We start from the raw sequence: 18275 nt of genomic DNA, 5'->3' as shown, positions 1-18275 counted from the left end.
CTGAGTTTATGAACGATCACTCAACAACGCCACCGTAACTATTTTTGAGTGTTCACTCAAGTTATAATTGAGCGGACACTCAATAAAAGACCAACGGTGACGCGAATGCCCAGACCTCCGAGCTATGATCGGGAGATAGCCCTCGACAGGGCGGTCAGTCTGTTCTGGCACAAGGGCTACCATGGCAGTTCCATGAAACAGATCGAACAGGCCCTGGATATGCGTCCGGGCAGCATCTACGCAACGTTCAATAGCAAAGATGAGCTGTTTTCAGAGGCGCTGGCGCGTTACGCCCGGCAAATGAGTGAGCAGCTGGGCACGCACATGGCTGGCCAGAACAACATTGTGGAAGGGCTGCAGGCTTATCTGGAGAATATTGCCAAGCAGTGTTCCAGCCCGGAATGCGCCCCGGCGCGGGCCTGCCTGATCGTAAAGACGCTGCTGGAGGCCAGCGGTGCCAATCCCGAACTTTACGTGCAGGCACAGCAGGTACTCGCTGAGATAGAGCAAGGCCTGGCAGATCTGTTGGAGAGCGCCAGGAAGCAGGGAGAGCTGGCAGCGGGAACCGACTGCCGTCGGCTGGCCCGGCTCATTCAGGGGCAGATCATGGGGCTTCGTTCGATGGCCGAACGAGACCTTACGACAAGGGAGCTGGCGCAGCTGGGCCAGGATATGGCGTCCATCCTGGACGCCTACCGGGCCACAAACTGAGCAGACAGATCGCGGCTTCTTGGCACGTTCAGGCCATCGACTGCACCAGCCGGGGCCAGACGCGCCGGCTCTGGCGATTACTGGCGTAAATCAGGGTTGAGCGTGTACGTTCCGGTTACCCTGGCGCTGGCCAGCACATGGCCCGCCATGGCCTGGCGCACATCGTTGCCGTCAAACTCACCCTCCAGACCAAGAGTGTCTACATCCAGGGCATGCACCTCGAAATGGTAATGATGAATGATTTCATCATTCCACGGCGGGCAGGGACCATCGTACCCGGCATAGGTGCCGGCCATGTCGGGGTTTCCCGCCAGGAACTGCGTGTAATTGTTGATACCGCGCACACCGATGGGTCCGGGACCAGACTCTTTACCTTTTGGCGTGACACCGTCACTGTCCTCTCCCTCTGGGATACGGCTAATGTTGGCCGGGACATCCACCAGCAACCAGTGGAAGAAATCCACGCGCTGCACCTCAGCTGCAACCGTTTTGCCTTCCTGGTTAACGTCATCTGCCACGCCGGGAACGTCCGGGTCGAACATCATCACTACGAAGCTTCGGGTGCTCTCCGGTGCGCCCTCCCACACCAGCTCCGGGTTACGGTTGGGACCAAAACTCATGTGGTCCTGCTCACTGAACACGCCGAGCGCGAATTTCTCAGGAATCGGCTGACCTTCATCAACACCTTGAACCTGCAGTTTCACAATGATTTCTCCTGTTTGTTCCGCCAATGGATGGAAAATTTGTAGCAGTGGCAACCCCGGTGTGTCCAGCCCGGCCGTGCCCGGAATCCGGGCACGGCACATTCGGGTTCAATTGTCTCACCCGGGCATCAACGGTAGTATACGTGGCAGTTTCAGCGCTCGTATCAACAGCACCCGGACCAGTGACGACAGCCAAGGGCTTTCTTCCGAGAGCGTTTGGCTCTCATCACTTCAAGGTCTGAAACGTTATGGACAACCTGCATCATATTGTCGTTGTTGGCGGCGGTGCCGGCGGACTGGAGCTGGTCACCAGCCTCGGTAATAAACTGGGCAAGAAACACAAAGCCCGCATCTCTCTGGTTGATGCCGGCCTGACCCACGTCTGGAAACCCCTGCTGCACGAAGTGGCTTCCGGCTCGCTGGACGCCAGCGCCAACGAAATCAATTACCGCGCCCACGCCCGCAAACACCATTACGAGTTCCAGCTCGGGCGCATGAGCGGCCTGGACCGGAGCAAACAAGAGATCGTTATTGCGCCCTTCCGGGACGACGAGGGCCGGGAAGTGGTGCCTGAACGACACCTTCACTACGACACCCTGATCATTGCCGTCGGCAGCACCGCCAACGACTTTGGCACCCCCGGCGCTCAGCAGCACTGCCTGTTCTTGGACAGCCTGAGACAGGCCCGCCGGTTCCACAACCTGATGCTGAATGCGTTCCTGCGCAAGAACCACGAGGCGCTGCAGGGCCAGCCCCATTCGCTGAATATCAGCATCATAGGTGCCGGAGCGACCGGCGTGGAACTGGCCGCAGAGCTGCGCCTGGCCTCCCGTGAGCTGCCCATCTACGGCATGAATCACCTGAAGTCCTCGGATGTCTCCATCAGCGTGATTGAAGCCGCAGACCGAATACTGCCGGCGCTGCCCCGACGATTGTCAGCGGCAGCCACCCGCGAACTGGAACGCCAGAAAGTGAACGTACTGACCGGCCAGCCGGTCAGTAAAGTTGGCGAGAACAACCTGGTTATGAAAGATGGCACCGAACTTCCCTCGGAAATGACCATCTGGGCCGCCGGCATCAAGGCGCCCTCTTTTCTGACGGAGCTGGATGGCCTGGAAACCAATCGTGGCAACCAGCTTCTGGTGGAGCAGACCCTGCAGACCACCCAGGATGCCAACATCTTCGCCTTCGGCGACTGCGCCGCCTGCCCGCAGCCGGACGCGGACCGCACCGTGCCCCCCAGAGCCCAGGCCGCGCACCAACAGGCCGACACTCTGTTCAAGACGCTCTGCAACCGGCTGGAAGGCAAAGAAGCCATTCCCTTCGTGTACAACGACCACGGCTCGCTGATCAACTTCAGCAAGTACACCACCGTCGGCAACCTGATGGGCAATCTCTCTGGCCGCAGTATGTATATCGAGGGGAAAGTCGCGCGACTGTTCTACGTGTCGCTCTATCGGATGCACCAGGTGGCCCTGCACGGTTTTCTGCGAACCGGAGTAATCTGGCTGATGGACAAGATCAGCCGGGCCATGCATCCGCGGCTGAAGCTGCACTGACCGGCGCTCGTGTTTCAAGCAGGCATGGAGCGGGCGATGGGAATCGAACCCACGTCGTAGGCTTGGGAAGCCTCTGCTCTACCATTGAGCTACGCCCGCCTGCATAATGATTGCCCTAGCAATATAGGCCCGGGATTGCACCCGGGCAAGCCTCTTTGGTCTGGAGCCTGATGGATCCCACACTCACCCTCGTTGGCGCCCTGATGCTGGTCATCAGCATTGTTCTCAGCCCGCTGTCCAGTCGGGTCGGTATGCCGGTACTGCTGATTTTCCTGGTGGTGGGCATGATGATGGGCGAGGACGGCCCGGGCGGCATTGAATTCGACAACTTCGAGCTGGCATTCCTGATCGCCAATCTGGCGTTGGGCGTTATTCTGCTCGATGGCGGGATGCGTACCCGGGTAGAAACCTTCCGGGTGGGCCTGCGTCCGGCACTGATGCTGGCAACACTTGGCGTAGGCCTGACCGCCGGGGGTGCCGCTGTCGTTGCCTGGTGGGTTTTCGATCTGCATTGGTTGATGGCGCTGCTGGTCGGGGCCATCATTTCCTCCACGGATGCGGCCGCTGTTTTCTCTTTACTGCAGGGCCGGGGCCTGCACCTGAACGAACGGGTCAGTGCCACCCTGGAGATTGAGTCGGGCAGCAACGACCCCATGGCGATCTTCCTGACCCTGCTGCTGGTTACCCTGATCGGCAGTGTCCAGGAAGATGCTCTGGCTCAGGGCCTGATGATGCTGGTACGGCAGTTTGGCATTGGTATCTTCGCCGGTCTGATCGGAGGATTCGCCGTTGTCCAACTGGTGAACCGGATCCGGCTGACGCCTTCCCTGTATCCCTTGCTGGTCGCTGCTGCCGGCATCGCGGTGTTTTCGGCCACCAACGCCATCGGCGGCAGCGGTTTTCTGGCGATTTATCTCACCGGCGTGGTAATCGGCAATCGGCACGTGCGGATGATGCCCATGATCCTGCAGGTGCACGACGGCCTCGCCTGGCTGGCCCAGCTGTGCCTGTTCCTGATGCTGGGCCTGTTGGTCAACCCTTCCGATCTCATTCCGCTGGCCGGTGGCGGGCTGATTCTCGCCCTGGCGCTGATCTTTATCATCCGGCCGGCAACGGTACTGCTCACGCTCTGGCCCTTCGGGTTCAATCGTCGGGAGCTGGGCTTCATCAGTTGGGTCGGGCTGCGAGGCGCGGTGCCCATTGTGCTGGCACTGTTCCCGATTATTGCCGATCTGCCGGATGCCCAGCTGGTGTTCCATGCGGCTTTCTTTATTGTGCTTGTGTCTTTGCTGGTACAGGGAACCACCATGGCACCACTGGCACGCAAACTGAAACTGGAAGTCCCTGCCGGAGAGGAACCCTACCGGCGGCTGCCGCTGGATGTGCCCGCCGCGGGTGATCATGAGCTGATGCTGTTTCCGCTGCGTGGCAAAGTCTGGGAGACCCCGAAAACCCTCGGGCGCCTCCGGTTACCTGACAATACCGCGGTCGCAGGGATTTTCCGGGGCCGCAAATGCCTGCAACCGACCCGGCAACTGGAAGTAAGATCCGGCGATGTCATCGCCATGTTTGCCACACCGGCACTGCTCCCGGACCTTGGCAAAGCGCTCAGTGGCCGCCAAGCCCCCCGCCACCTGGCCGAGCGCGCCTTCTTCGGCGACTTCGTCCTCAACGGCGATGCCTTGCTGGGCGACGTCGAGCAGGTCTACGGCATCGAATTTGACGAACTGGCCCCCGAGCTTTCGCTGGCAGAATGTTTTGCCCGGCGCACCAAAGGCCATCCGGTGGTCGGTGACAAGGTGGTGCTTGGCCCGGTGACCCTGGTCGCCAGAGCCACTGACGCCGACCGGGTGACCAAAGTAGGCCTGAAAATGGATTCGTGAGGCGGGCCAGTCAAAAAAAGCCAAAGTCTGTAACATAACCTCTTATCGCACCCTCGCCAGGGTATGGTATAAAGCGGATGAACAAAGTTTAACCATCCCGGGAGTTGTGCAACCTCCATGATTGTTCGCGCTTTAATCGTCACCCTTCTGATTCTGTGCCCCCTGTTGGCGACGGCCTCCGAACTGCTGGCCAGAGCCGACGCCCGAATGATGCCACCCCCGATTGCCGCCGATGCGCCCGGCGAGCTGCCGGAAATAACGCAGGTGCTGGTGAACAAGGGCGACCGCCGCCTGTATCTACTCAGTGGCGAACAGACCGTACGCTACTACCGGATATCTCTGGGAGACAACCCGGTAGGCCACAAACTGTACGAGGGAGATGAGCGCACGCCCGAAGGCGACTATCTACTCGATTGGCGCAATCCCGGCAGCGACTTCTACAAATCGATCCACATTTCCTATCCCAGCCCCCGGGACCGCGAACTTGCCGAAGCCTGGGGCCTGGACCCGGGTGGCAGCATCATGATCCACGGACTGCCGAATAACGCCGGCGACATGGCTTTCGCCTTCGCCGGGCTGGACTGGACCGACGGCTGCATAGCCGTCACCAATGACGCCATGGATGAAATCTGGCAACTGGTCCAGGACGGCACACCCATCCGCATCGTTCCCTGATGCTTACAACCCTGTAACACCGCCCTCGTGGCCGGATTAAGTTGTTGTCATACGCTAAGAAAATTTACGTATCCTTAGTTAACATTTTGTCTCTTAGTGTTTTACACTGTTTAACGACTCCGGTAGCCACGACCTATCGGGCCGAGCAGATGGAAGCTGTCAGAACAGCTTCCGGATCACAGGAAATAAAACGATCAATAAGGGGATTTACAATGCGTAAACTGACGATCGCCGGGTTTGCACTGGCTACGGCACTGACAGCCGGTTGTGCTACTACTGAACAGGCTGCTCTTGACGAAGCAAACGCCACTGCCAGCTCCGCTGAACAGACTGCGAACAACGCGCTGAACACCGCGAACAGTGCTGCCAGCAGCGCCCGTACTGCTCAGCAGACAGCCGAAGAAGCCCTGGCGGCTGCCCGCGCTGCTCAGAAAGCTGCAGACGAAGCGAACGAGCGTGCCAAGCGTATGCTCGAGCGTGCCAGCCAGAAGTAAGGCTGACAGCGATTGAAAAGGGCCGGTTAATCCGGCCTTTTTTATGCCCGTTCCCTGCGCCGGATTACTGGTCCGGAGCCTGCTCGCCCGCCGTCTTCGGTGCCTGGTTGTGCATGAAGTTCTTGACCATGTCCAGTGGCAAAGGGAAGACAATGGTCGAAGAATTGTTGTTGCTCATGTCTGCCAGCGTTTGCAGGTAACGCAACTGCATGGCACCAGAGTTCACCGACATCACTTCCGCCGCTTCAACCAGCTTCTTTGAGGCCTGCAATTCACCCTCGGCGTGGATTACCTTGGCCCGGCGTTCCCGCTCCGCTTCAGCCTGACGGGCAATGGCGCGGATCATGGACTCGTTCAGGTCTACGTGTTTGATCTCCACATTCGCCACCTTGATGCCCCACTCCTCGGTCTGGGCGTCGATAATTTCCTGAATATCCTCGTTAAGCTTGTCCCGTTCGGACAGCATTTCGTCCAGATCGTGCTTACCCAGTACCGAGCGCAGGGTTGTCTGGGCCAACTGACTGGTTGCGGCACCAAAATCCTCCACCCGAATAATGGCCTTCTCCGGATCCACCACCCGGAAATAGAGCACAGCGTTGACGCGAACTGTAACGTTGTCCTTTGAGATCACATCCTGACTGGGCACATCAAGCGTGATCACCCGAAGATCAACCCGCACGATCTGCTGGATACCCGGAATAACGATGATCAGACCCGGGCCCTTGACGCCCTGAAACCGACCCAGAAAGAAGACCACGCCACGTTCATATTCAGGCAGGATCTTGATCGCCGATCCGAGGATCAGCAGCAGCACCACCGTCGGTGCAAGATAGGGAATAATGTCACCGAGATTCATACGGCCTCCTTGGTTTGCCGTTGACGTTTAACCTGTCTGCTCCACACGCTCATCTTCATCGGGCTCTACCAGCAAGGTCAGGCCATCCATGCCCAGTACCCGGACAGAGGCCCCGGCGGCAATCGCCGCCTGGCTGCGGGCGTTCCAACGCTCGCCACTGACCCGCACATGCCCCGTGCAGGCGTCGTACGTGGGTGTAAAGTTATCCAGCGCCACACCGTGTTCGTGAACCAGTTGCTCACTGCCGGAGACCGGATGCCGTCGACGCAAGCCAATAAACCGCGTGACCGTCCAGAGAATAAAGCCGCCGGCAACCACGGCTGTACCCCCGATTGTTGGCAACGAGATATCCTGGTGACTGCCATCCATGAGAATGACCGAGCCGGTGACAAAGGCCACAATGCCGCCGATACCCAGAATGCCGAAACTGGGCACAAAGGCCTCGCCGACGATAAAGGCCAGCCCAAGCAGAATCAGCGCCAGGCCAGCGTAGTTCACCGACAGTACCTGAAACGCAAACAGTGCCAGGATCAGGCTGATCGCACCAATTACCCCGGGTACCACCGCCCCCGGGTTGGCCAGCTCAAAGAGGATGCCGTAGAACCCGATGATCATCAGAAAATAGGCAACGTTCGGATCGGTAATGACCGACAGCAGTTTGGTCCGCCAGTCGGGCTCGGCGCGCACCAGTTCCAGCTCCGCAGTTTCCAGTACCCGCTCACCCGCGGCCATCCGGACAGTGCGACCGTCAATTTCGGCCAGCAGCGCCTGGAGGTTTGGCGCCACCACATCAATCACATTGCGTTCGAGGGCTTCGGCCGCACCCAGATTGACTGCCTCCCTCACGGCTTCTTCAGCCCAGTCGGCGTTTCGGCCGTGGCGCTCGGCCAGGCCCCGGATGTAACTGACCGCATCTTCGAGAACCTTGCGCTCCATGGCGGTGTCACCGCGGCGTTTTTCAGAAGTCTCCGGCTGCGGTGCCTCGCCGGTATCCGGCGCGGATTCCTCAGAAGCTGGCTGGGAGGGGGTTTCGGGCTCAGGCGAGCCGGGCAGACCGCCCATCTGCACCGGCGTGGCTGACCCCAGGTTGGTTGCCGGTGCCATGGCGGCTATGTGGCTGCCGTAAAGAATGTAAGTGCCGGCACTCGCAGCGCGTGCCCCCTGGGGCGAGACATAGGTGGCCACGGGCACATTGGATGCCAGGATGGTTTTGATGATGTCACGCATGGAGTCCATCAGGCCGCCGGGCGTGTCCATTTCAATCACCACCAGGCCGGCGTTGTCCTGCTCGGCACGCTCGATGCTGCGGGTGATGTAATCCATGGTGGCCGGACCAATGGCACCGTCAACCGAAAGCACGATTGCCTGGCGGGCAGGGTTCGATTGCGCAGACACCTGCAGCGCAAGACTCAATAACGCCAGCAAGCTTCCAGTGACAAAAACGATGCCCCAGAGCATCGCTCTGGAGGATGACTGCCTGATTCCGGACGGATCTGAACGCATCTAAACCTCCCAGGGGAGTGATCAGAACACTTTCGCCAGCAGGGCCTCGGGCAAGAGCCGCAGAACAAAGCCAATCGGCGTCCATGGCCAGGCCGGCACGTAGTGCACGGATCTGCCGGCCTCGATGGCTTTTACCATAGCACGACAGCCGGTTTGTGCATCCACGATGAACGGGGTATTCCGGACTTTCTCGTTGATCTCGGTCCGGATATAACCCGGGTACAAGGTCGTGATCTGAATCGGAGAACGCCGCTTCTTCAGTTCGATTCGCAGGCCCTCACACAGCGAGGCCAGTCCGGCCTTGGTGGCCCCATAGGTCGTGACATTACCGGGCATACCCCGTACCGCACTGACAGAAGATACGGCCACCAGGTGCCCACGGTTCTGCGTCCGGAAAATTTCCATCGCCGCCTCAAGCTGCGCGAGGGCGGCAACGAAGTTGGTTTCTGCAGTCTGCCGGTTGGCCTCGAAACCTCCGGTGCCCAGAGGCTGGCCTTTGCCAACGCCGGCATTCACAATGATGCGGTCCAACCCGCCAAGCTGCGCACGCAAGGCCTGAAAAACCTCGGGCACCCGGGCATGGTCGTTAACGTCCAGCGCCATCACGTGCACCTGAAGTTCAGGGTGCTGCTGCGCAAGCTCAGCTTTGAGCGCCTCGAGCCGCTCGGTACGGCGGGCGCAGAGCGCCAGATTGTAGCCACGGGCGGCAAATTCGCGGGCCATTCCCTCGCCAAGGCCAGAGCTGGCCCCGGTAATCAACACGTTCCTGCTCATGGTGGTCGTCCTTACCAGCCGGTTCAAAAATACAGGGTCTGCTCGGGCTCGCTGTTTTGCTCGGCGGCCGGGGATTCGTCTGTACCCTCCGACGCCATGCGGGTCAGCTTTTCACCAATCATGGTGGGCAAGCCATCGGCCTGGTCAACCGCCAGCTCGATGGCACGGCGCCTGAGGTCCACATCCGGATGCTGCTTGCGGAAGGAGTCGACGGTGTCCGACACCTGGTGCCACAATTTTTCCCGATCCCGGGCAGAGTAGGTCTCGCGGGGCCGATGCACTTCCAGCCAGACCTCGCCGCCGGACATTCCGATTTTCACCGGCTTACGAATCACCTGCACCGGCGTTCCTTTATCCACCTGATAAACAAACCGGGAGATATCCTCGTTATACATACGAAAACAACCATGGCTGACCGGCATACCCACGCCAAACTGTTTGTTGGTGCCGTGGATCAGATACCCTTTTTCACTCAACATCAGCGCATGAGTGCCGAGGGGATTACCTGGCCCGGGCGGAATCATCCGGGGCAAGTAATCACCACTGGCCTCATATTCGGCCCGGATACTGGCAGGTGGATACCAGGCCGGGGATTCCAGCGGCATGGTCACTTCCGCATTGGTCAGCGGCGAGGGGTTCTCTTCCGTACCAACGCCCACCGGATAGACCTGGACACCGCCACCCGGAGTAAAATAGTACAGGCGGTACTCGGCCAGGTTGATCACAATGCCCTTGCGTTCAACGTCCGGAAGCACGTACATCCGTGGCAGCGTGATCAGGGTGCCTTCACCCGGCAACCAGGGATCGATCCCCGGATTGGCTTTCACCAGTTCAAGGTATCCCAGCGCCTGGCTATTGCCAATGCCGGCGAAGGTATCCTCGTAAACCGTCTGGAATACCTGCAGCTCACCGGCCAGGTCGCCCTCGGGCTTGAAGGTAGGAACCCGTGGCGACCGGTCCACTGCTTGCTCCTGAGCCTCCGGTTCGCCCATATCCCGGGCTGCCTGAACCGAGCAAAGCGGCGACAGCACACCGACGCCAAGGACAAAAAGCAACCAGCTTTTCCAACGCATAACACTTGGTTCCCGTACAACGTAGCTTAAGCTCACTGACCGGTATCCCGCTCAAGAGTTCATTACTGTGTTCCAGACCGTGACGGCCGCCAGGGCCACAAAAAGAATACTCGCGCTGACTCTCGCCATGGACAGAGGCAGACGTTCCATCAACCAGCGGCCCGCCATAATAACCGGCACATTGGCCAGTAGCATACCTACCGTTGTCCCCATAATCACCCAGAATGTCTCGGCATACCTTGCTGCCAGAACCACCGTCGCAATCTGAGTCTTGTCGCCGATCTCCGCCAGGAAGAACATGATGGTGGTGGCCATAAAGGCCCCCAGGCCGAGGAATTTCGAGTCTTCCGAATCATCCTTGTCTGGAATCAGCAGCCACAGGGCAATGGCCACAAAACTGGCGGCCAGAATCCAGGGCAACCACGCTTCCGGTATCCAGCCGGCAACCCACGCACCCAGCCAGGCGGACAGGGCATGGTTCAACACCGTGGCAATCAGAATACCGAAGATGATAGGGGTGCGCTGGGCGTACCTGGCGACCAGAAAGAGTGAGAGAAGTTGGGTTTTGTCGCCGATTTCGGCAATGGCGACGGCAAGGGTCGAAGCGAGAAAAGCATCCATTCAGCAGAACCTCAGGGCGGAGACTTATGAGACATGAGGCAGCCCACCTTCCGCCCAATGGAGGTGATCTGCCCCAGGTCTTGCCAATTCCTGTTCAGGAACACGGTGGCCATGCAGATTGAGCCGCAAGTATGTTGACCACCGTCTGCACGGCTTACCGGTGCAGAGGCTACTCCCCCGAAGGTGCGCCAATACTAATAAATTACCCCGACCACGGCAACATTTCGTGTCAGGCACGCATTTTCCACACTGGCACGGCCGCCAGCGCAACAAAAACCGCCACCAGCCACCAGGCCGAGGCAAACGCGGACACCGTGGGCAGTCCGCCCTGATGTTCGCCGAACTCAATGGTCAGGGCGACCACATTCACGCCGATTGCGCCGCCCAGCTGGCGGGCAAAGTTAATGGTACTGGAGCCCGCACCCAGCTGTTCCGGAGCCAGCGGGTTCAGTGCTCCGGTCGACAACGCCGGCAACATAAAGCCGATACCGATGCGACCGACCACAGCCCAAAATGCCAGCCCGACAAAACTGACGGCGTCACCGGTGGCAGCAAACAACACCGCCGAGCACGCGAACGTCGCAATGCCGAACAGCACCAGTCCCCGGGCACTGTGTTTGTCGGCAAGCCGGCCGGCGAGGGGGAACACCATTCCCAGCACGATACCGGCAGGCAACATCAGCAAACCGGCCTCGGTGGCCGAGAAGCCAAGGGAGGTCTGCACAAACAGCGGAATGAGATAGGTAGAACCGAACAGAGCCAATCCCAGCGCCATGGCCCCCAGAGTCGCAAACAAAAACACCGGCTCGCGCAGCAGAGATAACCGGATCAGCGGATGGGCCGTACGCCGCTCTCGGCCGATAAAGCCGGCAATCAGGACAACCGACACCGCCGCCTGCGCAGCGATACGGGCCGGATCGTGCGACCAGTGTTGCATCCGGTTAAGCGTTTCCAGGGTAATCGTAACGGCGGCACCGAGTAACATCATGCCCGCCAGATCGAACGCGTAAGGGGCAGGGCGGGACCGGGGCGACGGCAGAAAACGCAGGGCCATCCACACGCCCAGCAAAGTCACCGGGGCAGGCGCGAACATCACCCAGCGCCAGTGGAACTGGTCCACCAGAAAACCGCCGAGCACGGGCCCCAGAGCTGGTGCCAGGATCACACCCATACCGTAGATGCCCATGGCACGTCCGCGCTGGTCGGCAGGAAAAATGCGGAACACCAGATACATACCCATGGGCTGCATGAGCCCGGCCATGGCTCCCTGTCCGATCCTCGCCGTAATCAACCAATCCGGCGTGGGCGCAAAGCCACCGGCCAGGGAGATCAGGGTGAACGCTGCCATGGCGGCACTGAGCGTCTTGCGCACACCAAAGCGGTCCAGCAGCCAGGCAGAAGCCAGCATGGTGGTGGTCATGGCGGCAATAAAGCCGGTCGCGAGCCAGTGAACCTGGCCCTGCCGGATACCGAATTCCACCATGATGTCATGCAGCGCCACGTTAACGACCGTGGCACTGAGCACGGTCGCCATAGTACCGAGCACCACGGTGACAACCGCCAGCCAGCGCCAGCAATCACCATATCGGGCGCGCAGGCCCTCTACGGATTGATCAGCCAAGACTCACTTCTGCTTTTCTGCGTTTTCCATGATCTTGTGGAAAACCTTCAGCGACGACTCAATCTCCTGATCGGAGATGCCGTCCAGCATTTCCTCCCGAAGCATGGCAGCGCGTTCTGACAACTCTTCCATGAATTCAACGCCGGCTTTGGTCAGGTGCAAGCGGCGGGCGCGACGGTCGTTGGGGCAAGGCCGACGCTCAATCAACTGCTGTTGCTCCAGGCTATCGAGCAAACGAACCAGCGTGGGGTTCTCAATGGCCATCAGGCTGGCCAACTCGCGCTGGGTCAGGCCTTCGCCCCCCTGCTGCAGGTAGACCATGGTACTCCACCGGGCCTGGGTCACGCCCAGATCTTTCAAACGCTCGTCCAGCATCTTGCGCCAACGGCGGGTTACCCGGGCAACCGCAAACGGAAACTGATCTCTCATGGTGTGATACTCCTGATGGTGACTCGGCATGGGATAAGCAGATGCCACCCCGAAAACCGACACAAGACTTACCTTATTGGAACTTCACCAATAGTAAGCTAACAGTTGATCTAAAAACAGATACCGGAACGAAATTATTATCGGGAAAAACCGAAAGCTTCCTCAACCAGACTGGCGCTGCCCGGCCTGCATCTGCTCTGCCTCCGTCGACTCGTGGAACTCGACGTTCCGCGGATCCATTTCCGTCAGCACCGGCGACGTCTCCGGCATGGCCGGCACGAAGTGCTCCTGGTCTTCCACCGGCACATCGTCGGTATGACTGATCCGGTAACGGGTAATCACGGCCAGAACCAGTAGAAAGCCGGCGTTCCCGTAGAACAGACCGGCCGGCCCCAGCAGATCGATCAGCTTGGCCATGGCGATGGGGCCGATGACACTGCCAATCCCGTAACTGAGCAACAGCGTCGCACTGGCCGACACGATGCGGTTACTGTCCATGCGGTCGTTGGTGATCGCCACGGCCACCGGATAAATCGTCGCTGACAAACCGGTGAACAGACCCACCATCAGAGTCAATACAGCCAGGTTACCAGTACCGAGCACGGCAACACCGCCGGCCGAAGACGCGGCGGCCAGGGCTACCCAGAACATGACACGACGACGATCAAAATAGTCACAAAGCCGGCCGATGGGCCAGGCCAGCAGCATGGCCGCAACGATGGCGCTGGCCATAAACGTGGAAGTTCTGGCGATATCCAGGCCCACCAGGGTGGCGTACACCGGGCCCAGCGCATAAAAACCGCCAATCATGACGCCGCAGATCAACGCGCCGGCAACGCCGGAGAACGACTCCCGGGCCAGTTTGAACACAGACATCCGGCTGGCCTGCTCAATCACCGGCGCCTCCATCCGCGTCAGGGACAGCGGAATCAACGCCAGGGTCAGCAACATGGCGGCCAGGGAGAAGGGCATAAAGTTTGCCGGATCTCCGACGTTCACAATCAACTGGCCACCGGCTGCCGACAGGTAAAACACAATCTGGTACACCGCGAACAACGCGCCACGATTGGCGTTGGTGGCGCGACTGGAAAACCAGCTTTCAATAACCACCAGCACGCCGGCGATACTGAACCCGGACAACACGCGCAGCACCGCCCAGAAAATCATCGACACGGCCATCGGGTACATGAGCGCCGTCATGGCCGCAAACGCCGCAAACACGGCAAAAGCCCGGATATGACCAACCCGGCCGATGATTTTATGGACGTAGAGCGTGCCAAGCACGAACCCGATGGAATAACACACCAGCACCCAACCGATCACGTCCGGCGAGATTTCCTCGATGCTGAGGCGAATACCCAGCAGAGTCATCAGGAAGGCGTTGCCGCTGACCAGAAAGACAATACTGAGAATCAACGCGGATAAAGACGCAACCATTCGGGTCATGACGGGAGGCTCTGCCTGGGAGTTATTACAATGAGTAACAAAATAAAAGATAGCAACGTCATCAGTTGCCGGCCAGGATCGCATTTAATCAAGCTCCCGGGTGCCGCGCCACTAGGGAGTTGCCGAGATCCAAAAGCCACACTGGCAGCGCATTTGACATTATTTTACATTAATGGGCCGTAACACACCCTGCTGACGGGAGCAGGTACCATAATCGGTATGTAATCTACTGGACCGTGAGCGCCTGGTTATGAAGAAAACGGACTGGCCCATTCGATGGGATCTACTGCTTCGCTATCGACTGATTGAGATCATTGCCCTGTGGGAAGGTCGCCTGACGACCAACCATATCTGTCACAGCTTTGGCATCGGCCGCCAGCAGGCATCCAAGGACATCAATACCTATCTGCGTGAACTGGCTCCGGGTAACCTGCTCTACGACCGGCACCTGAAGGGCTATGTGCCGGCAGCCGGGTTCAAGCCCGCCGTTACCCGGGGCATCGTATCCGAATATCAGGAGCTTTTATCACGCCAGCAGAGCCTGAACGATAGCTTTTCTGAGCTTCAGCTGGGCTTGCCCGGCAGTACCGTTATTCAGGACACCACCCGCCACATAGAGCCCGAGGTCATGCGCGCGGTGGTCACGGCAACACGCTACAAGCGCCAGCTCAAAGCCAGCTATGTTTCCCTGAGCCGGCCCGAGGCTGCACAGAGCATTCTCGAACCCCACGCCCTGGTCTGTGCCGGCAGTGGCTGGCACATACGGGCCTGGTGCAGCGCCAACCGGGAATTCCGGGATTTCGCCCTGAGCCGATTCCATGGCGGCATTGAGGCCCTGCGCCAGAAAGCGAAACACACCGCCCAGCAAGACGAAGACTGGCAACGGTACGTGGCGCTGGAAATCATGCCGGACCAGCGTCTGACCGACGCCCAGCAGCAAATCATCGCCCGCGATTACGGCATGACCAGGGGCCTGCTTTCCATTGAAACACGGGCCGCGCTGGCACCTTACGTTCTGTCTCGGCTGGGCATCACCTATGAGAACAGCCATCCAGACCCACTGGTGCAACAACTCGAGCTGGCCAATCCGGATCAACTCGGCTTTGGCAGCCAGCGTGAGCGCGCACTCAAGGCGGTCGCTGGCCTCTGTTAGCAAGCATGATATCCCGGCCCGTGCCCGCCTTACCGGCCTTACTGTGCCTTGCACTTCTGGCAGCGGGCGCAACGCCAATGGCGCTGGCCGGCCCCGAGTGTGGCGGCCCCGCAACGCCCATTCATCGAATCCAGGGGCACACCGAACGGTCGCCCCTGGTCGGTCAGACCGTCGCCGTCGAGGGCATTCTCACCCGGGACGCCCGACAGCCCGGCGGGTTTTCCGGCTTCTATCTGCAGCAACCTGATCCTCAGACCGACAACACGCCATCCACCTCGGAAGCACTGTTTGTTTATACCCGTAAAACCGCAGGTCGGGTGGGCGAGCGGCTTCGGGTGGTCGGCACGGTCAAGGAATTTTACGGGCTGACGGAACTGGCGTCGGTGCGGGAACTGCGTGTCTGTGGCCGTGGCGATCTGCCAGCGCCTGTCCCGGTATCGTTGCCATGGTCGCTGCCGCCGGAAAGCCTGGAAAATATGCGCGTGCGTTTCACCGGCCCCCTGACCGTCATTGATAACGACAACCTGGCCCGATATGGCGAGCTGGTCCTGGCCGGCCAGGACCAGATCATGGCAACCGAACAGTTGGCACCGGGCCCCTCTGCCCGGGCCCTGACCCAACAACATATGGCTCAGCGGATAACCCTGGACGATGGTCTGGGCCGGAAGAACCCGGAGCCGGTTGCCTGGCTGCGCAACCGCAATACCGTGCGCGCAGGCGACTCGGTCACACAGCTTGAGGGGGTGCTGGACTATCGGTTTGGCCAATGGCGACTGCAACCAACCTCCCGACCTCAGTTCCAGAACCAGAACCCCAGGCCGCCAGCGCCGGTCAAAGCACCGGGCACCATCCGCATCATGACACTCAATCTGCAAAACTACTTTAACGGCGATGGTCGTGGCAGCGGCTTCCCGACGGCTCGTGGAGCCACTTCACGCGCCGGCTTCCAGGCCCAGAGCCGCCGGCTGATCACCGGGATTCTGGCCGCCCGGCCCGACATTCTGGCGGTGACCGAACTGGAAAACGACGGCTACGGCCCCGACAGTGCAGCTGCCGACCTGGCCCGCAAACTCGGCAAAGCCTGGACTCTGGTGCAGACTCCGGGCAGTAACGGCAATGACGCCATCCGCACGGCTGTGCTCTACCGGAGCGATGCTGTCGAGCCGGCCGGTGCGCCTGCCCGACTCACGGCCAGGGGCCCAACTCCCATGAGCCGGCCACCGCTGGCACAAGCTTTTCATGCCAACGGCACGAGCCTGAGGTTCTGGATTGTCGTGCCGCACCTGAAATCCAAATCCTGCCGGAACGCGGAAACCGCAGAGCAGGACACCGGCGATGGACAGAGTTGCTTTAACCGGCAGCGGACCCTCAGCGCCCAAGCCATCACCGGATGGCTTGGGCAATTAACCGGCCAGGATAGAACAGACACCCCCATTCTGATCACCGGTGATCTCAACAGCTACGCACGGGAAGCTCCGCTGGCACACTTCCGCGAGGCCGGTTTTATCAGCCTGGTTCATCGTAACCATCCATGCCGGGCAGACCAGTGTGAACATTACACCTATCGATACCGGGGGCAGAAAGGCTCTCTCGACTACGCTCTCGGTAATCCGTCGCTGTTGCCCTGGGTACAACAGGCAGTAACCTGGAATATCAACGCCGATGAACCTCCGGCCCTGGGTTACCGGAACGCGCCGGAACTCGGGGGTCCCTGGCGGGCTTCGGACCACAACCCGGTCCTCACCGATCTGAAGCTCAGTCGCGGGCAGTGACTTGCCCCGTTGCCCGACCCTGTCGGCAGCCGGGCAATAGCAGACCACCCACAGCGCGTTAAACTGCCATTGCACTCATCATCTTGAGGTCACCTCATGGCATCCATCCCGGTACCTGATCTATGGCCCATGGCCCGCACCGGACAACGCTGGTTACTGCGCGCCAGACGCCGGGAAACCCTGGTCGACAATCACCGTATGGTCTATTGGGAACGCGGCCGGCCTGCGCCGGGGCGGCCCACCCTGGTGCTTCTTCATGGTTTTGCCTCCATGAAAGAGAACTGGACGCTCTGGATGCAGAAGCTACCGGCCGACTGGCATCTGCTGGTCCCGGACCTGCCGGGCCTGGGGGAGAGCCAGTACCATCCCGCCGCCAGCTACCGCTATGAACATCAGGCCGAGCGGCTCAGTGAATGGCTGGCCGGTTACCCCGGCGACAACCTGCACCTGGCGGGCAGTTCGATGGGGGGCGCAATCGCCGCCATCCTCGCCCACAAACTGCACAGTGCTCCGCGCTCGGTCACCCTGCTCAACAGTGCCGGTATACCGGAGCACCCGGACGCGGACATCAATGCACCGTTTGAATCCGATCGCGATGGCATCCTCATACCGGGCAACTGGACCGGTGTGTACCGGATGTTCAACAGCGTTGGCAATGGCAAACCCACGGTGCCTGGCCTGGCCATGACCGGGCTGCTTGGCCCTGATTTGCTGAAACGGCGGCACTCACTTCGACACATTTTCAGCGATATGCTGGCAAATGCCCTGGCACCCGCGCACTTTCTCGGTCCCGGCACACCGCCCCTGCAGGTGCAGTGGGGAGATCGTGATGTGATCACGCCACTTCGGTGCCTGGACTGGTTCCGAGCCACCCTCCCGGACGCTGAAGTTCATGTCTTCCCGGGCGTCGGCCACCTCCCCATGCTGGAGCGCCCGGGGCTGTCCGCCGGCGTATTGCGGGAGTTTGTGTTACGCCAGGCAAAATGAGCCAATTGGCCTCT

The 18275-nt window shown here is 60.0% G+C and carries 17 protein-coding genes and 1 tRNA gene; 8 read left to right on the top strand and 10 right to left on the bottom strand.

Features of this window, described 5'->3' with window-relative positions:
- The first annotated feature begins 105 nt into the window (after positions 1-105).
- Positions 106-711, top strand: coding sequence for a TetR/AcrR family transcriptional regulator (locus tag ACP2AU_RS04635; protein ID WP_426374906.1), 606 nt, complete (start codon positions 106-108; stop codon positions 709-711).
- A 77-nt stretch (positions 712-788) separates the two neighbouring features.
- On the opposite strand, the gene ACP2AU_RS04630 is transcribed toward ACP2AU_RS04635, so the two are convergent.
- Entirely contained in the window at positions 789-1415 is a 627-nt protein-coding gene (locus ACP2AU_RS04630; protein WP_426374904.1) for a YbhB/YbcL family Raf kinase inhibitor-like protein, read from the bottom strand.
- Between the two features lie 248 nt (positions 1416-1663).
- Between ACP2AU_RS04630 and ACP2AU_RS04625 the strand changes: the two genes are divergently transcribed.
- Positions 1664-2974 carry an NAD(P)/FAD-dependent oxidoreductase gene (locus tag ACP2AU_RS04625; RefSeq protein ID WP_426374903.1) on the top strand — a complete coding sequence of 437 codons (1311 nt, stop codon included), beginning with the start codon at positions 1664-1666 and terminating at the stop codon, positions 2972-2974.
- A 25-nt stretch (positions 2975-2999) separates the two neighbouring features.
- Here the strand turns inward: ACP2AU_RS04625 and ACP2AU_RS04620 are convergent.
- Positions 3000-3073, bottom strand: a tRNA-Gly gene (locus tag ACP2AU_RS04620).
- 71 nt (positions 3074-3144) lie between these two features.
- Here ACP2AU_RS04620 and ACP2AU_RS04615 point away from each other — a divergent pair.
- The 3 genes from ACP2AU_RS04615 to ACP2AU_RS04605 all read left to right on the top strand — a co-directional run bounded on the left by ACP2AU_RS04615 (position 3145) and on the right by ACP2AU_RS04605 (position 6026).
- A complete protein-coding gene (locus ACP2AU_RS04615) occupies positions 3145-4857 on the top strand; it encodes a potassium/proton antiporter (protein ID WP_426374901.1) in 1713 nt (570 codons plus the stop codon).
- A gap of 117 nt (positions 4858-4974) precedes the next feature.
- Positions 4975-5532 (top strand): L,D-transpeptidase family protein, encoded by a 558-nt coding sequence (locus ACP2AU_RS04610; protein ID WP_426374899.1) that lies wholly within the window; start codon positions 4975-4977, stop codon positions 5530-5532.
- Positions 5533-5744: 212 nt separating this feature from the next.
- Positions 5745-6026, top strand: a complete 282-nt coding sequence (locus ACP2AU_RS04605) for an Lpp/OprI family alanine-zipper lipoprotein (protein ID WP_426374897.1) — start codon at positions 5745-5747, stop codon at positions 6024-6026.
- 64 nt (positions 6027-6090) lie between these two features.
- On the opposite strand, the gene ACP2AU_RS04600 is transcribed toward ACP2AU_RS04605, so the two are convergent.
- From ACP2AU_RS04600 to ACP2AU_RS04565, 8 genes are all read right to left on the bottom strand, one after another.
- Positions 6091-6882 carry a slipin family protein gene (locus tag ACP2AU_RS04600; protein ID WP_426374895.1) on the bottom strand — a complete coding sequence of 264 codons (792 nt, stop codon included), beginning with the start codon at positions 6880-6882 and terminating at the stop codon, positions 6091-6093.
- Between the two features lie 27 nt (positions 6883-6909).
- Positions 6910-8385: an NfeD family protein gene (locus tag ACP2AU_RS04595; RefSeq protein WP_426374893.1), complete on the bottom strand. Its 1476-nt coding sequence runs from the start codon at positions 8383-8385 to the stop codon at positions 6910-6912.
- A gap of 21 nt (positions 8386-8406) precedes the next feature.
- Entirely contained in the window at positions 8407-9159 is a 753-nt protein-coding gene (locus tag ACP2AU_RS04590) for an SDR family oxidoreductase (protein WP_426374891.1), read from the bottom strand.
- Between the two features lie 23 nt (positions 9160-9182).
- Complete coding sequence (locus tag ACP2AU_RS04585) at positions 9183-10232, bottom strand: L,D-transpeptidase family protein (protein ID WP_426374889.1); 1050 nt, start codon at positions 10230-10232, stop codon at positions 9183-9185.
- A 51-nt stretch (positions 10233-10283) separates the two neighbouring features.
- Complete coding sequence (locus ACP2AU_RS04580) at positions 10284-10853, bottom strand: TMEM165/GDT1 family protein (RefSeq protein ID WP_426374888.1); 570 nt, start codon at positions 10851-10853, stop codon at positions 10284-10286.
- A 229-nt stretch (positions 10854-11082) separates the two neighbouring features.
- Positions 11083-12474, bottom strand: coding sequence for a DHA2 family efflux MFS transporter permease subunit (locus ACP2AU_RS04575; RefSeq protein WP_426374886.1), 1392 nt, complete (start codon positions 12472-12474; stop codon positions 11083-11085).
- A gap of 3 nt (positions 12475-12477) precedes the next feature.
- Positions 12478-12903 (bottom strand): MarR family transcriptional regulator, encoded by a 426-nt coding sequence (locus tag ACP2AU_RS04570; protein WP_426374884.1) that lies wholly within the window; start codon positions 12901-12903, stop codon positions 12478-12480.
- A gap of 162 nt (positions 12904-13065) precedes the next feature.
- Positions 13066-14349 carry an MFS transporter gene (locus ACP2AU_RS04565; RefSeq protein ID WP_426374882.1) on the bottom strand — a complete coding sequence of 428 codons (1284 nt, stop codon included), beginning with the start codon at positions 14347-14349 and terminating at the stop codon, positions 13066-13068.
- 250 nt (positions 14350-14599) lie between these two features.
- Here ACP2AU_RS04565 and ACP2AU_RS04560 point away from each other — a divergent pair, with 250 nt between their 5' ends.
- From ACP2AU_RS04560 to ACP2AU_RS04550, 3 genes are all read left to right on the top strand, one after another.
- Complete coding sequence (locus tag ACP2AU_RS04560) at positions 14600-15502, top strand: WYL domain-containing protein (RefSeq protein ID WP_426374880.1); 903 nt, start codon at positions 14600-14602, stop codon at positions 15500-15502.
- 20 nt (positions 15503-15522) lie between these two features.
- Positions 15523-17274: an ExeM/NucH family extracellular endonuclease gene (locus ACP2AU_RS04555; protein WP_426374878.1), complete on the top strand. Its 1752-nt coding sequence runs from the start codon at positions 15523-15525 to the stop codon at positions 17272-17274.
- Between the two features lie 96 nt (positions 17275-17370).
- Positions 17371-18261: an alpha/beta fold hydrolase gene (locus tag ACP2AU_RS04550; protein WP_426374876.1), complete on the top strand. Its 891-nt coding sequence runs from the start codon at positions 17371-17373 to the stop codon at positions 18259-18261.
- Positions 18262-18275: the final 14 nt, after the last annotated feature.

Origin of the sequence: Marinobacter sp. VGCF2001 (assembly GCF_049943275.1) — a bacterium.
Taxonomy (GTDB): domain Bacteria; phylum Pseudomonadota; class Gammaproteobacteria; order Pseudomonadales; family Oleiphilaceae; genus Marinobacter.
The sequence above is the reverse complement of the archived record's forward strand: the minus strand, read 5'-3'. Positions and strand labels throughout refer to the sequence as shown.

Coding starts and splice junctions, on each gene's coding strand:
- ACP2AU_RS04635 (WP_426374906.1), top strand. CDS start 106: ATGCCCAGACCTCCGAGCTATGATCGGGAGATAGCCCTCGACAGGGCG.
- ACP2AU_RS04625 (WP_426374903.1), top strand. CDS start 1,664: ATGGACAACCTGCATCATATTGTCGTTGTTGGCGGCGGTGCCGGCGGA.
- ACP2AU_RS04615 (WP_426374901.1), top strand. CDS start 3,145: ATGGATCCCACACTCACCCTCGTTGGCGCCCTGATGCTGGTCATCAGC.
- ACP2AU_RS04610 (WP_426374899.1), top strand. CDS start 4,975: ATGATTGTTCGCGCTTTAATCGTCACCCTTCTGATTCTGTGCCCCCTG.
- ACP2AU_RS04605 (WP_426374897.1), top strand. CDS start 5,745: ATGCGTAAACTGACGATCGCCGGGTTTGCACTGGCTACGGCACTGACA.
- ACP2AU_RS04600 (WP_426374895.1), bottom strand. CDS start 6,882: ATGAATCTCGGTGACATTATTCCCTATCTTGCACCGACGGTGGTGCTG.
- ACP2AU_RS04595 (WP_426374893.1), bottom strand. CDS start 8,385: ATGCGTTCAGATCCGTCCGGAATCAGGCAGTCATCCTCCAGAGCGATG.
- ACP2AU_RS04590 (WP_426374891.1), bottom strand. CDS start 9,159: ATGAGCAGGAACGTGTTGATTACCGGGGCCAGCTCTGGCCTTGGCGAG.
- ACP2AU_RS04585 (WP_426374889.1), bottom strand. CDS start 10,232: ATGCGTTGGAAAAGCTGGTTGCTTTTTGTCCTTGGCGTCGGTGTGCTG.
- ACP2AU_RS04580 (WP_426374888.1), bottom strand. CDS start 10,853: ATGGATGCTTTTCTCGCTTCGACCCTTGCCGTCGCCATTGCCGAAATC.
- ACP2AU_RS04570 (WP_426374884.1), bottom strand. CDS start 12,903: ATGAGAGATCAGTTTCCGTTTGCGGTTGCCCGGGTAACCCGCCGTTGG.
- ACP2AU_RS04565 (WP_426374882.1), bottom strand. CDS start 14,349: ATGACCCGAATGGTTGCGTCTTTATCCGCGTTGATTCTCAGTATTGTC.
- ACP2AU_RS04560 (WP_426374880.1), top strand. CDS start 14,600: ATGAAGAAAACGGACTGGCCCATTCGATGGGATCTACTGCTTCGCTAT.
- ACP2AU_RS04550 (WP_426374876.1), top strand. CDS start 17,371: ATGGCATCCATCCCGGTACCTGATCTATGGCCCATGGCCCGCACCGGA.